Raw genomic sequence first — 15280 nt, 5'->3', positions numbered from 1 at the left:
TTCCCCCCCACCCGGTTTCCTATTTCCCGCGCTCCTACAGGAAGAGATGGAAATGGGTCACGATCCCCATATAGATCGGGATGGCCGCCATGCTCAAAATCGTAGTGACCGTGATAAGCACCGCTGCAAATTCATAGTCGCTGCCGGTCTCCCGCGCCATAATTCCCATCTGCGTCATAGCCGGCATGGTGGCAAAGACGAAATAGACCTGTTTCGTCAGGCTGTCGATGGGGAGCGCCGCAACCAGTACACCTACAAACACTGGGAAGAGGAGCAGGCGGACCAGCACCACCACGGCCAGGTCCCGGGTGAGCTTCATCTGGCTGAAGTCCGTGCCCCGGATCACGCAGCCCACAAAAACCATGGCCAGCGCGGTAGTGGTCCCTTTGAGGGTGGTGACGGCGCTGAACAGAAATTGGGGCACGGGAAGCTCCAGCAGCACCACAAGGAGCCCTGCCAGCATCCCCAGGATGGACGGCGATAGGATCCCCCTCAGGGTGGTTCCCAGCGTCTGAGGCCCGCCCGCGCCCCCAAAGTGGCGCAGGAGATAGACCCCCAGCGTCCAAAAGAGCAGTGTGTTCGCCATATAATAGCGCATCGCGGCCGGGAGGCTCTCCTCTCCAAAGAGAGAGGTCACCACCGGGAACCCGATGATCACAACATTAGAGAAGGTGACCGCATTGAGAAATACCCCTCTGCGCCCCCACTCCACCCGGCAGAGCCGGACCAGGACCAGCGCCAGAAGCAGACTGCAAAAAATAGTGAACAGAGGCACCGGCAGGCTGGTGAAGAGAGACAGCAGTTCTTCCCGGGTTCCGCAGGTCTCCAGCATGTTGTAGAACATATAACAGGGAATGGCGATCTTGGCGGTAAATTTGGAAAACAGATCCGTACCGGCCTTCCCGCACCAGGGGCGTCCGGCAATCCACCAGCCGACCCCGATCAGCAGCACCAGGGACAACACCGTCTCTATCACATGAACGATCATACCCACATCTCCCACTCCGGCGACTTGCACTCGTAATTTTTTATTATACCACAGGGGAGCCGAAATGTCAGCCGCCACCGCCCCGTCCCTCTCTTCCCCGGAGCGGTCATGCCAAAAGAACCGGCCTGAGCGCCGGGCCGAATGGCCCCGGCGCTCAGGCCGCTCTTTTTCACTGATTCGCCACGCCGGACTCAGCCCATATAGGGCAGGCGGGTGGTCACCGTGACAATCTCACACTTCTTGATGGTCTCGGGGGTCAGCTCCTGGCCCAGGCCGGGCAGGTCGGGGACCTTGTACTTGCCGTTCACAGGCTGATAGTCGTACAGGCAGGTCTCCCGCATGGCGGGGCTCAGAGCGCGCTGGTGATGCTCGTGAATGATGAAGTTGGGGATGGCCGCCTCGATCTGCAGGGCCGCCGCCTTGGAGATGGGGCTGCCGCAAACGTGGATCTGCGCAGCGCAGTCGTAGGTATGGGACATGTCGCAGATCTTCTTGGCCTCCGTCAGCCCGCCGCACAGGCAGATATCGGGCTGGATGACATCGATGGCGCGCTTCTCAAAGAAATCGCGGTAGCCCCAGCGGGTGTAAATGCGCTCGCCGGTGGCGATGGGGATGTTGACGGCGTTGCGCACCTCGACCATGTTCTGCACGTTGAGGGGATGGCAGGGCTCCTCATAGTAGAAGATGCGCAGGTCCTCCAGCGCATGGCCGATCTGAATGGCGGCCGTGGTATCAGTGTTGGAGTGCATCTCAATGATGATATCCAGGTCCTCTCCACCGACCTCGCGCATAGCAGCTACACGGTTGTACACCGTCCTGATCACACGGTTCTCCAGCGGACCGGTGATCTTCCAGGGCTTGCCCTCTTCGCCGGGGATCACGATGGGGTCCACCTTAATGGCATCATAGCCCTCCGCCATGGCCACACGGGTGACCTCCGCGTACTCTTCGGGCTCCACCAGACGCTGCTTGGTGAGGTTGGTCCCCCAGTTGTACTGGAGCTGGCTGGCATAAGTACGGAGATTATCGTTCATCTTTCCGCCCAGCAGCGTGTGGATGGGCACGCCCAGCGCCTTGCCCTTGATATCCCACAGGGCAATGTCGATGCCACTGATACCTGCGTTGACCACGGTGCCTCCGCCCATGCCCCAGAAGGTCTTGCGGAAAATGGTCTCCCAAATCTGCTCATTGTTCATGGGGTCCATACCGATGATCTGCTCGGCAAAATCCTGCACCATGCCGAACCCGGCGCGCCAGCCCTTGCCGTAGGCCAGACCTACCTCCCCGAATCCGCTGATCCCCTCATCGGTATTCACCCGGACGACGACCGGACTCCAAGCGCCGCGGGAGGACCCTGCGTTTCCACTGGGGACCTGCATGACATCTACGCTGACGATTTTCATAACCTTTTCCTCCGTTTCAAATTTGATCAGCTTTTATTGGTCATATTGGTATACCGCTTTATCGTGTTGATCTCCCTCTCTGTGGCGGGGCCCCGCGGGCTCCGCCACAGCCGCCGCCGTCTCAGTTGGATGCGGCGTCGAGCAGAGATGTCCGGGCATCCTCCCGGTCCAGATACTCCATCTCCATCCGCAGATGGTCGCGCATGAGGTCGGCGGCGCGCTGGCTGTCCTTTTCCTCTATCGCATGGAAAATCTCCGTATGGTAATAGAGCGGCTGGCTGGCGAACCGCTTTTCCATATGCGTCCGTTCCCTTGCCTCGGTCAGCAGGGTGGAGAGAAACTTGTAGAACTCCGTGATGATATCATTGTGCGCCGTCTTGATCACGCCCATGTGGAAGCGCAAGGACTCTTCGATCTGAGCCCCCTCTTCGCCGGGCATATGCTCCACAGCGCCGCGCAACTCTTCCAGGTCCTCCTCGGTCCTCCGCTCCGCGCCGTAACGGGCCGCGTAGGTCTCCAGCAGGAGGCGGACCTCAAAGAGCTGACGAATGTTGTCTGAACTGGTGTTCAGCCCAAAAAAGATCTTGCTGACCAGGGCCGGCACCTCCAGAGGCTGGACGTACATGCCCTTTCCAGGTACATAGCTGATCACACCCAAAAACTCCAGAATCTTCAGGGCCTCCCGTACCGGGATACGGCTGAGTTGGAACTGCTCCGCCAGCTCCCGCTCCGACGGGAGAATATCGCCCGGCTTCAATACGCCCCGCGAGATACGGTCGCTGATATCCGCGATGATGCTCTCGTAGAGCCTGGTGGGGGCCGCCATCTTGAAGCGGTCTACAGGCGGGAACAGGTTCTTTTCCTTTTCTGAATCAGCCGTAACAGCCATGATAATCCGTCCTCCTAAGGGAATTTCCAATTGATAGGTACTACTCCATACATCCCACGGTGTCTGGGATCAGTAGGGTTGCCTCAGTCTTTTCCTGGACCTCCCCCGGGGTCACGCCCGGGGCTGTCTCCATAAGCTCCAGTCCATGTTCCGTGACCTTCAGGACCGCCAGCTCTGTAACGATGTATTTGACCCGCCTGCTGGCCGTAAGGGGAAGGGTGCAGTGCTTGAGCACTTTGCTGGCCCCGGCCTTGGTGCAGTGCTCCATGGCCACGATCACCGTCTTGGCGCCGGCCACCAGGTCCATGGCGCCGCCCATGCCGGGCACCATCTTCCCCGGTACGATCCAGTTTGCCAGGTTGCCCTCCTGGTCCACTTCCAGGGCGCCCAGGACAGTGACGCCCACATGTCCGCCGCGGATAACGGCGAAGGACATCGCGCTGTCAAAGCAGGACGCGCCCATCGCCAAGGTGGCAGGCTGTGCGCCCGCGTTGGTGATATCCTGGTCCTCCTGTCCGGTCTCGGGCGCGCCGCCCAGGCCGATGAGCCCGTTTTCCGACTGGAACTCTACTTCCAGGCCCTCAGGAAGGTAGTTCGCCACCAGGGTGGGCAGTCCGATACCCAGATTTACCAGATCACCGTTCTGGAGAAATTTTGTCACACGGCGCGCAATCCGTACACGGGAGTCACTCATGTTTTTCTCCTCCCTTCGGCGCTAGGACCACCATGTCCACCAGTGCGCCCGGCGTGTCGATCTCGTCAGGGAGCAGCCCGCCCACCGGGACCACCTCCTCCACCTCGGCGATGACCAGATCCGCAGCCATCGCGCACAGCGGATTATAATTATGAGAGGTATGGCGGTAGACCAGATTCCCCCGCTCATCCGCTTTCCACGCCTTGATCAGCGCCACTTCGCCGTGGAGGGCCGTCTCCAGCAAATACTCCTGTCCCTGGACCGTCACGACCTCTTTTCCCTCCGCGACCGTGGTACCCAGTCCAGTGGGCGTCAGGACCCCGCCCAGCCCGGCCCCGCCGCAGCGAATCCGCTCCGCCAGCGTCCCTTGGGGAGAAAATTCCACTTCCAGCTCGCCGGCCATCATCTGGCGTCCGGTCTCAGGGTTGGTCCCGATGTGGGAGGTGATCACTTTCTTGACCCGTTTCCCCACAATCAGCTTGCCGCAGCCTTTGTCCGGCATACCGGTGGTGCAGGAGATCATCGTAAGCGCAGAGATATCCCGCTCCATCACCCCGTCAATGAGGTATTCGGGCGTGCCTGTGGCAAGAAAATCTCCTACCATGAGGGTCTGGCCGGACTTTACCCGTTCCAGCGCCGTCTCACGGCTGACCACTTTATTCATTTTCTTTCACGCCTTTTCTTTTGGAATACGCGTGGTTTTACCACCCCCGCATGATTTGTTTTTTGCCCCATAGACCGGCTCCCAGGTGAGGTAGCCGCCGCTAAGATTATAGACATTGGTGATCCCATTCTGCACCAGAATACGGTAGCCGATATAGCCCCGCAGTCCGGCACGGCAGAAAATAACGACCCGCTTATCCTTGGGGAACTCTGCAAGGCGGTCCCGGATGGAGTCAAGGGGGATGAGCACCGCGTTGCCGATGGTCCCCGCATCGTATTCGCCCTGGGTCCGGATATCCACCAGAAGATCCTTCTCCGGGTCCAGATCCTTCAAGTCCTCAATAAATATCTGACGCAGATCGCCCTTCATTACGTTGCAGGCCGTAAATCCCGCCATATTGACGGGGTCTTTCGCCGAGGAGAAGGGAGGCGCATAGCACAGCTCCAGCTTTTCCAGGTCCTGCACCGTCATTCTGCCCCGCATGGCAGTGGCGATCACGTCGATACGCTTATCCACGCCCTCCTTGCCCACGGCCTGAGCGCCCAAAATCACGCCGGACGCAGGATCGAAGAGGAGTTTCAGTGAGAGGGTCTCCGCACCGGGATAATAGCCGGCGTGGGAGGAGGGATGCACATACACTTTGTCATAGGCCCGCCCGCTGGCCCGGAGCTGCTTCTCATTGTTACCGGTGGCGCCGGCGGAAAGGTCGAACACCTTGCAGATCATGGTGCCCTGGGTCCCCTCATAGGAGGCCTCGCGGCCGTTGATGAGGTCTGCCACCATGCGGCCCTGCCGGTTGGCGGGGCCCGCCAGAGGCAGGACCGCCTTCTCCCCGGATACAAAGTCAGATACGGCGACTGCGTCGCCCACGGCATAGATATCCGGGTCCGAAGTAGCCATATGCTCATCCACCCGAATGGATCCCTTGATGTCCAGCTCCAGGCCGGCCTGCTGTGCCAGGGCATGGTCCGCCCGAACGCCAATGGCCAGCAGGACCATATCGGCAAAGACCTTGCCCCCGCCACTGAGGGTGCATGCGAGGCCCGCACCCTCCTGCTCGATGGCCTCCAGACCGGTGGACAGTCTGAGGTCTACCCCGTGGGCCCGCATCTCCTGATGGACCATACACGCCATCTCGTAGTCCAGCGGGGCCAGCACCTGGTCCGCCAGCTCAATGGCCGTGACGTCCACTCCGGCGTGGACCAGATTCTCCACCATCTCCACGCCGATGAAGCCGCCGCCCACCACCAGGGCCCTGGCTGGCTTGGACTCGGTCAGATATCCCTTGATGGCGTCGCAGTCCGCCATGTTCCGCAGTGTGAATACATTGGGCAGCATGGAACCCGGGAAGTCCGGGCGCATGGGCGCCGCACCGGGCGAGAGCACCAGTTTGTCGTAGCGTTCCTCATAGGTCTTTCCGCTGGTGAGGTCGAGGACCGTCACAACCTTGCGGGCCCGATCGATGGCCGTCACTTCGCACTGCACGCGCACTTCTACGTTGAACCGCTCCTTCATGGATTCCGGCGTTTGCAGGAGCAGCTTATTCCGTTTCTGGATGGTGCCGCCGATGTAATAGGGCAGCCCGCAGTTTGCAAAAGAGATGTATTCTCCCCGTTCGAACAGAAGGATCTCCGCCTGTTCATCCAGGCGTCTCAGACGGGCGGCGGCGCTGGCGCCGCCCGCCACACCGCCAATGATTACGACTTTCATTATTCTTTCCCTCCCAAATTGGGGCCATAGGGCAGCGCAAACGCCTCATCCTGCGTCATCTGAAGATATTCATAGGCCAGCTTGGCGGTGGCGCCGATCATTTTGAGGCAGCCGATCCGGCGCTCCTTGCAGTGGAAGTCGCCATAAGGCGCACAGATCTCTCCGCACAGTGCGCTGCCGTTCCGTGCTATGAAGTCCTGTACCATGCGATTATAACGCCGATAGTACTTCTCCGCGATCTCAGAGCCCCGCACCTCGGCGTCTACCTTCCAGGGCTCAGGCCGACCGTAGACCGCACTGTTGGCCATGACTGCGGCGGACAGCGCCCCACAGGTATAGCCCGCCAGGCCGATCCCGCCTCCAAAGCCGGTGCACAGTCCCACAATCTCAGGTGAGTCCTTCAGCGCACCGCTGCGCACCAGGGCATCCATCACGCTCTCTGCGCAGTTGAGTCCATTCTTGAAATTTTCGATCGCGTAGTCAGAGACTACGGTGCCCATGTCTTTTTCGTTTTCCATGTCGTGTGAATCCTCTCAAAGTCAAAGTCGGTTCAGTGGGAACCAAGGGAAAGTGAAGGGGTGGTACACCTGCCGGTTGGATCCAATTCAGGTACTCTGGCTCTCTCGGGATGGCTTTAGTCTACATGAGCTGGTTGCATTTGTCAACAGTTTATTGGTATACCAAAATTCCGATCCCCCCTATTCCCCGATATTTTCCTACGGCCGCAATATTTTTCGGCCCTATTTCTTTCAAAATAATTTTCTCTTCTTCTTTTTTGCAAAAGGACATTTTACGTTTTCATCAATTCTTGGCACATTCTTAGCTTGACTTTTTAGACAACCTGTGCTATTTTATTTTTCGGGCGTGGTATACCAGTAATATCGGGATGTCATTTGTAGCACTTACTCCTGGAGATTCACAGAAAGACGAGAGGAGAATCAGTATGGACTCCAGCACCATTGCAATTGTCATCACAGTTATTACAATCGTTTCCTTCATTCTGGAAAAGATTCCTCTGGCAATGACCGCTATGATCGCCTCCCTGGCAATGGGCATCCTCGTTCCGGAGATGAAGCTGAGCGACATCTACTCCGGCTTTTCCAGCAACAACGTCATCATGGTGGCCGGCATGTGCATCGTCGGCGATGCGCTCTTCAAAACGGGCATGGCGAATAAGATCGGCAAGGCCCTCGGCAAAAGTGCCGTCGCCAAAAACGAGCGGACCTTCCTCATCGCCGTGGTGATCTGCTGCACAGTGATGTCCGCCTTCCTGTCCAATTCCGGCACCATCGCCATGTGGATGCCCCTGATTGCCGCCGTGGCCGCCAAGTCCAACGGCGTGATCCGTTCCAAGATGGTCATTCTGGCCGCCGGCATTGCCTGTGCCGTCGGCGGTGCGGGCACCCTGGTGGGTTCCACCTCCCAGCAGACCGCCAACGCCGTTCTGATGGGGGTGGCCGGCTACGAGGACGGTCTGAGCCTCTTCGATCAGACGAAAATCATGATTCCCCTGTGCCTCATCATGATCGTCTACTTTGCTACGGTCGGTTACTCCCTCACCAAGAAGGTACTGAAGCCGGAGAGCCCCGACTTTGACAAGGGCAACTACTATGCCGATCTGGCCAGCAAAACTTCTGATGAAACACAAAATGATGTCCCCGCCTGGAAGGGCTGGTTCTCCCTGATCGTCCTCCTCCTCTGCATCGTGGGCTTTGTCTTGACCGATCAGGCGGCCTTCAAGCCCTACATCAACGTGGCCGTCGTGGCTTTGATCGGCGCCACAGTCCTTATCACCAGCGGCTGCATGCCCCTGAAAAAGACGCTGGCCGAGATGGACTGGAACACGCTGGTCATTCTGGCCGCCGCCCAGGGCTTTGCCAAGGGGCTGGATGTGTCCGGCGGCGGCAAGGTCATCGCCGATGCGGTGCTGAATCTCTTCGGCGGGCAGGAGGCCTCCACTGCCGTTCTGATGGCCGTAGGCGTTATTGTCACAACAATCCTGACCAATTTTATGTCCAACACGGCGCTGGCCGCCATGATGACCCCCATCTATATCCAGATCGCCAACAGCCTTGGGGTAAGTCCTGTTCCCTTTGTCATCGCCATCGGCTGCGTGGCCACCAACCTGGCCTGCGCCACCCCGGTCGGCACTCCCGCCTGCACCCAGACTCTCCCAGCCGGCTATAAATATATGGACTACATGAAAATCGGCGGTCCGTTGGCCATCATTCTGATGATTGCCGCTGCGGCCCTCGCTCCGGTCATGTATCCCTTCTAACCCTCCGCATTCCCCTCCTATCCTTTCCAATTCCCAATAAGGAAAAGGCCGGACTGTGATCAGTCCGGCCTTTTCCTTATCTTTTTGCGCCTTTGTGTGGGCAATTGACGTCCTTCTTCTCCGCTCGATGGTGAAACCTGTAGGAAAAATCAGAAACCTGAAAAAACAGTTGACATAGAGTAACTGCCTTTTTATAATATATGACAGCTTGTCATATAGGAGTTGAGCACATGCCGACGGGAACTTTTTTCCGCCTGCCGGAGGAAAAAAGGATGCGCCTGATGGAGTCCGCTTGGGAGGAGTTTACCCACATCAGTTATGCCGACGTATCCATTAATAAGATCATTCAGGCTGCCGGAATTCCGCGGGGCAGCTTTTATCAATACTTTGACGGGAAAGAGGACCTCTTTTTCTATCTGTTGGACGACGTACGAAACCATTTTATCCAGGCCCTAAAGTCTCTGCTGTTGGATGTGGATGGTGACCTGTTCTCCCTACCGATGCTGGCATACGATCAGTTCCTCCAGAGGCGGGAGCGCGGCGACCTGATGCCCAGGCGCTGCATCCAGATCCTGCGGATCAATCCGGGAATGGATATGTTCCAGACCTTTTCCAAGCCCCCTTTCTTTTTGCCGGATGAGCTGTTCCCGCTCATTGATACCGCGCAGTTTCGATGCAGGGACCGCAACTTTGTCGAATCCGCCTTTTTCCTGTCCATCATGTGTCTTATCTCTGTGATCATGGATACCTTTGCCCACACGGACCGCGCTGCGCTTCAGCGAACCGTGCTGCGGGAGAGGATCGAAATCGTAAAACGCGGCTGCCTCCTGCCCTGTCAAGAGGCCCCGCAGCAGCAGCAAGGAGGAAAACAAGTATGAATCGAAGAGGAATCGCTCTGTTTTTGGCTGTGGCCATGACCCTCTCTCTGTGTGTGGTATCCGTTCTCGCAGCGGGGCAGACAGAGGAGACGCCCGTTGCCTCGGAAACACAGGGCATCGCAGAGACCGCCGCCCCCGACACAGCCCCCGCGCCGGAATCGCCGGAGGGATCGGCCGAGGCGGCGGAGCCGGCCGCCTCGGGGGAAACCCAGTCCTCCCCGGTCGGCACCCTATCCTTTGACAATCTGGAGCGCCGTCTGCGGGAGGGCAATTGCAACCTGCTGGCGTTGGACGAGACCATAGCCTCCATCGAGGCGCTGGACTATGATGAGATGTATGACGACCTGCGCGACTCGTTGAATGATATCGCCGACGCGCAGTGGATGCTGATCCAGTTCGGCATGTCAGACTCTTACACCGCCGGCACCCTCAAGCAGAGCTATCAGTCCCTGCGGGCCACCTTTGACTCCCTTAAAGACGGCGAGCTGCAGCAGGACAACGCCGACATTGTGCTTCAGCTCCGCAATGCGCAGGATCAAATCGTCAAGGCGGCCGAGTCCCTTTACGTGGCTCTGCTGGAGATGGACATCAACCGCGGTACGCTGGACCGCTCCCTGACAGCGCTGGACCGCTCCATTCAGGAGATGGAGCTTCGCTATGAACTGGGCCAGATCTCCGCCCTGACGCTGGACCAGGTGAAGGCCGGCCGCCCCTCTCTGCTCAGCAGTCAGGCCACGCTGGATATGAACATTACCAATTACAATATGCAGCTTGAGCTGATGATCGGCGCCGATCTCACCGGTAAAATGCTACTCCAGCCCCTGCCCGAGGTCCCCCAGGCCCGGCTGGACGCCATGGATCTGGAGGCTGACCTGACCGCCGCGCGTGAGGCCAGCTATGACCTCTATGCCGCCCAAAAGACCCTGGAGGATGCCGAAGAGGACTACAAGGATACCGCCAAGGACTACCATTATGACACCAGCAAGTACCAGCTCGTTTCCGCCCAGCATACGCTTCAAGCCGCCCAGCATACATATAACGCCACGATCCAGAACTTTGAAATGAACTTCCGGACCCTGTATATGCAGGTCAAGGACTACCAGCAGATCCTCTCCGCCTCCCGCGCCGCCCTCTCCAGCCAGGAGGCGACCTATGCCTCCCTGCAGCTCAAATATGAGCAGGGGAACCTCTCTCAGAACGCTCTGCTGGATGCGGCCGATCAGGTGAGTGCCGCTCAGGAGTCGGTGGAGAAGGCCGAGCTGGACCTGTTTTCCGCATATAACTCCTATTGCTGGGCTGTCGAGCACGGCATCTTGAACTGAATATAAGGAGGACTCCGACCCATGACTCATCAAAAACCCATAGTTTCCCTGCTGCTGGCCGGCCTGCTGACCCTGTCCCTTACCGCCTGCGGCAAGGATGACAGCCAGCCCAGCCCTGATGCCGGCACGTCCGTACCCGCCGGTACCGCCGTCCAGGTGGAGACCGTGGCCTCTGATACCATTTCCTCAGAGAATAAGGTCTCCGGAAAGGTGACCTCCGACCTGGATGCGTCGGTCTTTGTGGCCACATCGGCCAAGTGCACGGCGGTCTATGTCGAGGTGGGCGACACCGTCCGTGCCGGCCAAGCCCTCTGCACGCTGGACCTTGCCAGCACACTCTCCTCTTATGAGGCTGCCAATATCGGCTATACCTCCGCCGTACAGAGCTACCAGGATCAGGCCGCCCTGTTTGATAAGCAAATCGCTCTCTATGAGAAAAACGTCAACGACCTGAAAGCCCTGCAGGAGATCGGCGCGGCTTCCCAGTCGGAGATCGACGCCGCCGAGCTGACCCTGATGTCGGCCCAGGTCACACGGGACTCCACGCTCTCACAGCTTGAGGCCGGTATCCAAAGCGCCAAAGCCAGCGTGGAACAGTTGGCCACCGCTCTGGAAAATGTGGATGCCCGCGGCAACGTCATTGCCCCTATCTCCGGCGTACTGCTGTCCCTGTCCGCAGAGAAGGACGGCTTTGTCTCCAGCGCCATGCCCGTGGCCGTCATCGACGGGGTGGACCAGCTCAAGATTGCCGTCACCGTCTCCGAGGCGCTGGTGCCCAAGCTCTCCATCGGCGACAGCGTGGATGTGACCGTCAGCTCCGTTGGTGCCTCCTTCACCGGCACCATCCGCGCCGTGGACAAGACCGCCAATGCCCAGACCAAGCTGTATACTGTCACGGTCACCATCCCCTCCGAGGTGGATGGTCTGCTCTCTGGTATGTTTGCCGACGTGACGTTCCATACCGACACCTCTGCTGACACCATCGTAATCCCCGCCCAGGCTGTTCTGACCAGCGGAGGCACCCAATATGTCTATGTGGTGGAGGGCGATACTGCCCGTTATGTGGAGGTGACCACCGGCCTCACCGGAAACGGCGTAACGGAGATCACCTCCGGCCTGGAGGCCGGGCAGCAGCTTGTCACCGTAGGACAGGCCTATCTCTCCGACGGTGCCCCGGTCCGGATCGTAACCGGGGAGGACTGATGCCCACATGAGTACTGCGAAATTTTGTATCAAGCATAAGGTGACCACGCTGCTGGCCGTCATCATGATCGCCATCTTCGGCCTGGTCTTTACCACTCAGCTCCAGATGGCGCTGCTGCCCAACATGGAATACCCGGCCGCCGTGGTGATCTGCTACTATAACGGCGCCAGCCCCAGCGATATGGAGGAACTGGTGACCCGCCCCCTGGAGGCCGCCGTTATGTCGGTGCCTGGCGTGGACGAGGTGCAGTCCGTCTCCTCCGACAGCACGACCCAGATCCAGATCACCTATGTGGACGGCACCGACGTGGACATCGCCGCCACCAAACTGCGGGAGCAGTTTGATATGGTCTCCCTCCCTGACGGAGCCATCGATCCGGTCATCGTCAACATGAACATCAGCGACATGATGCCCACCGCTATGGTCGCCCTTATGGGCGATGATCTGGCGCAACTCCAGACCATGGCCGAGGATACCGTGGTCCCTGCGCTGGAGCGTGTGGCCGGCGTGGCCTCTGTGGATATTTACGGCGGCGTGGATCAGCAGATTGCCGTGGAGGTGGACCCCACCCGGGCTGCCGGCTTCGGCCTTTCCAATGCTTATATCTCACAGTTCCTGGCTGCGGAAAATCTCATCTACCCCGGCGGCGACATGAAGAATGGTTCCAAAACTCTGACGGTGAGTACCGACGCCAAGTTTCAGACGGTGGACGACGTAGCCAACATGATCCTGGCCCTGCCCACCGGCGGGACCATACGTCTCACGGAAGTGGCCACCGTAGCTCTGGAGACCACGGACCCGGATACCATTGCCACCATGGACGGCACAAACTGCGTCCTGCTCCAGGTCTCCAAGCAGTCCGGCGCCAACGAGGTGGCCGTTTCCAACGCAGTCGAGGCGCGTCTGGCGGAGCTGAAGGCGGACAACCCCTCCATGCAATACGCCACCCCTTACCTGGCCTCTGACTATATCAATCTGTCGGTGGAATCCGCCATGCAGAACATTGTGCTGGGCGTAGTCCTGGCGGCCATCGTGGTGTTCCTGTTCCTGCGCCGCTGGGGCGCCACCATGACCATCGCCGTCTCCATGCCCGTCTGCATCCTGACCGTGTTCATCCTGATGAATGTCTTTGACCTCACGCTGAACATGATGAGTCTGGGCGGCATCGCCATGGGCGTGGGCATGATCGTGGACAACTCCATCGTGGTGCTGGAGAATATCTATCGCTTTGCCGGCGAGGGCCACAGCCGTATGGAGTCCTGCGTGGAGGGCACCAAGGAGGTCACCACCTCCGTCATGGCCTCCACCCTGACCACGGTGGCCGTCTTTCTGCCCCTGGGCCTCACCGGGGGGCTGGCCGGCATGATGTTCAAAGATTTCTGCCTGACCATCGCCTTTCTGATCCTGGCCTCCCTGGTCATCGCGCTGACGCTGGTGCCCCTGCTGTGCTATTTCCTGCTGGACGAGGAGAAAATTCGCAGGCAGAACCTCCGCAGGGCCTCCCGGAAGTCCCGTGCCAATCCCCTGATGGCGCTCTACCAAAAGCTGTTGGGCTTTTTTGTGCGCCACCTGGGACTGGCGATGCTGGTTTCCGTTGCCCTGACGGTTGTCTTTGTGGTGTCCTGTCTCTCCACCAATATGGTGCTGATCCCGGATATGGACCAGGGACAGGTGTCCATCAGCGTCAGTATGCCCATTGGCTCTGAGGTGGATGAAACCTCCGCCATCTCCGAGCGCATTTCCGGCATCGCCCAGGAACAGGTGCCCGAGATGGAGAGCATGTACTATATGGCGCAGCCTGAATCCTCCACCATCTCCCTCACCTTGGTGAACAAGAGCGAGCGCGACCGGAGCAGCGCCGAAGTGGCAGACGGGCTGCGGGCCGCGCTGGCGGATATCGCCGGCTGTGAGATCACGGTGTCCACCTCCGACATGACCGCCCTGATGGGAGGCGGCGACGACATCAGCGTGGAGATCACCGGCACCGACTACGGCACGCTCTCCATGATTGCCGACGACTTGGCCGCTCAGATCTCCGGCCTGGCCGACGCTGTGGACGTGACCACCTCCATGGCCGACCAGGTGCCCCAGGTGAAGGTGACCATGAACCGTGAGGCCGCCTCTCAGTACGGCCTTACCGCGGCCACCGTGGGCGCTGCCGTTCGCTCCGAGCTCACCGGCACCACCGCCACCACCGTCACCATCGACAATAAGGAGCTGGACGTGGTGGTCCGCGGCGACGGCGCCTCCTCCGCCAGTCTGGACGCCCTGCGCTCCATGCCGGTAGCCTCCTCTTACGGCGGCTATGTGCCCCTCTCCTCGGTGGCGGATGTGCGCATCGAGATGGCCCCCCAGAGCATCACCCGGGACAACCAGTCCCGCCAGGTCACCGTCACCGGCGATACACGCAGTGGGAACACCACCGCGATCACCGCGGAGATCAACGCCATTCTGGATGGATACGCCATGCCGGAGGGCTATACCGCCGAGATCACCGGCAGTTATTCTCAGATGATGGAAAGCTTCTCCGACCTGCTGCTGGCTCTGCTGGTGGCGCTGGGTCTGGTCTACTTTATTCTGGCCTCTCAGTTTGAATCCTTCCTCATGCCCGTCATCATTATGATGATCCTGCCCGTGGCTTTCGCCGGAGCGCTGTTCGCCCTACCGCTGACCGGACGGGATATGTCCATGATCTCTCTGGTGGCCATCATCATGCTGGCCGGCACGGTGGTCAACTCCTCCATCATCCTGGTGGACTATATCAAGCAGCGCCGGGAGCGCGGAGAGAGCCGCGAAGAGGCCATCCTCCATGCCTGCCCATTGCGCATCCGCCCAGTGATGATGACCACTTTGACCACGATTCTGGCGATGGTCCCCATGGCGCTGGGCATCGGGGACACCAATGAGATGATGTCCGACATGGGTGTGGTCATGATCAGCGGCATGGTGATTTCCACCATTATCACCCTGCTGTTTACTCCGGTCTATTATTCTGTGATCGATCAGCTCAGCCACATCTTTCGCCGCAGAAAGCCCCCTGCGGAGCGCCCCACCCCCGCTACCTCCGCTGCGGAGTGACGCGCCAGCCCACGCGCGAAAAAAGACCGCCGCCCTATGCCATGAGGCAATAGGGCGGCGGTCTTTTTTCCATCACTGCCTGTCTGTGCTACTCCGCCATCTCAGCGAAGCTCTGGATCTTGGTGTGGGACTGCTCGTTGTTCTGGGTGCTCTGGTCAATCTCCAGGCAGAG

Annotated in this window: 12 protein-coding genes; 5 read left to right on the top strand and 7 right to left on the bottom strand. The window is 59.3% G+C overall.

Annotated features, from left to right (window positions below; genetic code table 11):
- Positions 1 to 34 precede the first annotated feature (34 nt).
- From ABUA09_RS12520 to ABUA09_RS12490, 7 genes are all read right to left on the bottom strand, one after another.
- Positions 35 to 988: an AEC family transporter gene (locus ABUA09_RS12520; RefSeq protein WP_349949404.1), complete on the bottom strand. Its 954-nt coding sequence runs from the start codon at positions 986 to 988 to the stop codon at positions 35 to 37.
- 191 nt (positions 989 to 1179) lie between these two features.
- Complete coding sequence (locus ABUA09_RS12515; RefSeq protein ID WP_075704698.1) at positions 1180 to 2391, bottom strand: mandelate racemase/muconate lactonizing enzyme family protein; 1212 nt, start codon at positions 2389 to 2391, stop codon at positions 1180 to 1182.
- A 121-nt stretch (positions 2392 to 2512) separates the two neighbouring features.
- The gene (locus ABUA09_RS12510; protein WP_349949403.1) at positions 2513 to 3280 is read right to left on the bottom strand and encodes a FadR/GntR family transcriptional regulator; all 768 of its coding nucleotides are present in this window, start codon (positions 3278 to 3280) and stop codon (positions 2513 to 2515) included.
- Positions 3281 to 3320: 40 nt separating this feature from the next.
- Positions 3321 to 3974: a 3-oxoacid CoA-transferase subunit B gene (locus ABUA09_RS12505; RefSeq protein ID WP_195614953.1), complete on the bottom strand. Its 654-nt coding sequence runs from the start codon at positions 3972 to 3974 to the stop codon at positions 3321 to 3323.
- Positions 3967 to 4638 carry a CoA transferase subunit A gene (locus tag ABUA09_RS12500; protein WP_033118385.1) on the bottom strand — a complete coding sequence of 224 codons (672 nt, stop codon included), beginning with the start codon at positions 4636 to 4638 and terminating at the stop codon, positions 3967 to 3969. Before ABUA09_RS12500 ends, ABUA09_RS12505 begins: the two co-directional genes overlap by 8 nt.
- Positions 4639 to 4644: 6 nt before the next feature.
- Complete coding sequence (locus tag ABUA09_RS12495) at positions 4645 to 6348, bottom strand: FAD-dependent oxidoreductase (RefSeq protein ID WP_349949402.1); 1704 nt, start codon at positions 6346 to 6348, stop codon at positions 4645 to 4647.
- Complete coding sequence (locus tag ABUA09_RS12490; protein ID WP_116722306.1) at positions 6348 to 6866, bottom strand: C-GCAxxG-C-C family protein; 519 nt, start codon at positions 6864 to 6866, stop codon at positions 6348 to 6350. The genes ABUA09_RS12495 and ABUA09_RS12490 overlap by 1 nt, the downstream gene beginning before the upstream one ends.
- A 425-nt stretch (positions 6867 to 7291) precedes the next feature.
- On the opposite strand from ABUA09_RS12490, the gene ABUA09_RS12485 reads away from it, so the two are divergent.
- The 5 genes from ABUA09_RS12485 to ABUA09_RS12465 all read left to right on the top strand — a co-directional run bounded on the left by ABUA09_RS12485 (position 7292) and on the right by ABUA09_RS12465 (position 15108).
- Positions 7292 to 8626: an SLC13 family permease gene (locus ABUA09_RS12485; protein ID WP_195974203.1), complete on the top strand. Its 1335-nt coding sequence runs from the start codon at positions 7292 to 7294 to the stop codon at positions 8624 to 8626.
- A 230-nt stretch (positions 8627 to 8856) separates the two neighbouring features.
- A complete protein-coding gene (locus ABUA09_RS12480) occupies positions 8857 to 9504 on the top strand; it encodes a TetR/AcrR family transcriptional regulator (protein WP_349949401.1) in 648 nt (215 codons plus the stop codon).
- Positions 9501 to 10826, top strand: a complete 1326-nt coding sequence (locus ABUA09_RS12475) for a TolC family protein (protein ID WP_349949400.1) — start codon at positions 9501 to 9503, stop codon at positions 10824 to 10826. Before ABUA09_RS12480 ends, ABUA09_RS12475 begins: the two co-directional genes overlap by 4 nt.
- Before the next feature lie 21 nt (positions 10827 to 10847).
- On the top strand, positions 10848 to 12029 hold the full coding sequence (locus tag ABUA09_RS12470) for an efflux RND transporter periplasmic adaptor subunit (protein WP_349949399.1): 1182 nt from the start codon (positions 10848 to 10850) through the stop codon (positions 12027 to 12029).
- Between the two features lie 7 nt (positions 12030 to 12036).
- The gene (locus tag ABUA09_RS12465; protein WP_033118381.1) at positions 12037 to 15108 is read left to right on the top strand and encodes an efflux RND transporter permease subunit; all 3072 of its coding nucleotides are present in this window, start codon (positions 12037 to 12039) and stop codon (positions 15106 to 15108) included.
- Positions 15109 to 15280 lie beyond the last annotated feature (172 nt).

The organism is Intestinimonas sp. RTP31139st1_F5_RTP31139_211217 (genome assembly GCF_040226735.1).
GTDB classification, from domain to species: Bacteria; Bacillota; Clostridia; order Oscillospirales; family Oscillospiraceae; genus Intestinimonas; species Intestinimonas butyriciproducens.
Note: the sequence above shows the minus strand (reverse complement) of the source record. Positions and strands in the feature narration are given on the sequence as shown.

Excerpts from the sequence above, each read along its gene's own strand:
- ABUA09_RS12520 (WP_349949404.1), bottom strand. The coding sequence starts at position 988 with ATGATCGTTCATGTGATAGAGACGGTGTTGTCCCTGGTGCTGCTGATC.
- ABUA09_RS12515 (WP_075704698.1), bottom strand. The coding sequence starts at position 2,391 with ATGAAAATCGTCAGCGTAGATGTCATGCAGGTCCCCAGTGGAAACGCA.
- ABUA09_RS12510 (WP_349949403.1), bottom strand. The coding sequence starts at position 3,280 with ATGGCTGTTACGGCTGATTCAGAAAAGGAAAAGAACCTGTTCCCGCCT.
- ABUA09_RS12505 (WP_195614953.1), bottom strand. The coding sequence starts at position 3,974 with ATGAGTGACTCCCGTGTACGGATTGCGCGCCGTGTGACAAAATTTCTC.
- ABUA09_RS12500 (WP_033118385.1), bottom strand. The coding sequence starts at position 4,638 with ATGAATAAAGTGGTCAGCCGTGAGACGGCGCTGGAACGGGTAAAGTCC.
- ABUA09_RS12495 (WP_349949402.1), bottom strand. The coding sequence starts at position 6,348 with ATGAAAGTCGTAATCATTGGCGGTGTGGCGGGCGGCGCCAGCGCCGCC.
- ABUA09_RS12490 (WP_116722306.1), bottom strand. The coding sequence starts at position 6,866 with ATGGAAAACGAAAAAGACATGGGCACCGTAGTCTCTGACTACGCGATC.
- ABUA09_RS12485 (WP_195974203.1), top strand. The coding sequence starts at position 7,292 with ATGGACTCCAGCACCATTGCAATTGTCATCACAGTTATTACAATCGTT.
- ABUA09_RS12480 (WP_349949401.1), top strand. The coding sequence starts at position 8,857 with ATGCCGACGGGAACTTTTTTCCGCCTGCCGGAGGAAAAAAGGATGCGC.
- ABUA09_RS12475 (WP_349949400.1), top strand. The coding sequence starts at position 9,501 with ATGAATCGAAGAGGAATCGCTCTGTTTTTGGCTGTGGCCATGACCCTC.
- ABUA09_RS12470 (WP_349949399.1), top strand. The coding sequence starts at position 10,848 with ATGACTCATCAAAAACCCATAGTTTCCCTGCTGCTGGCCGGCCTGCTG.
- ABUA09_RS12465 (WP_033118381.1), top strand. The coding sequence starts at position 12,037 with ATGAGTACTGCGAAATTTTGTATCAAGCATAAGGTGACCACGCTGCTG.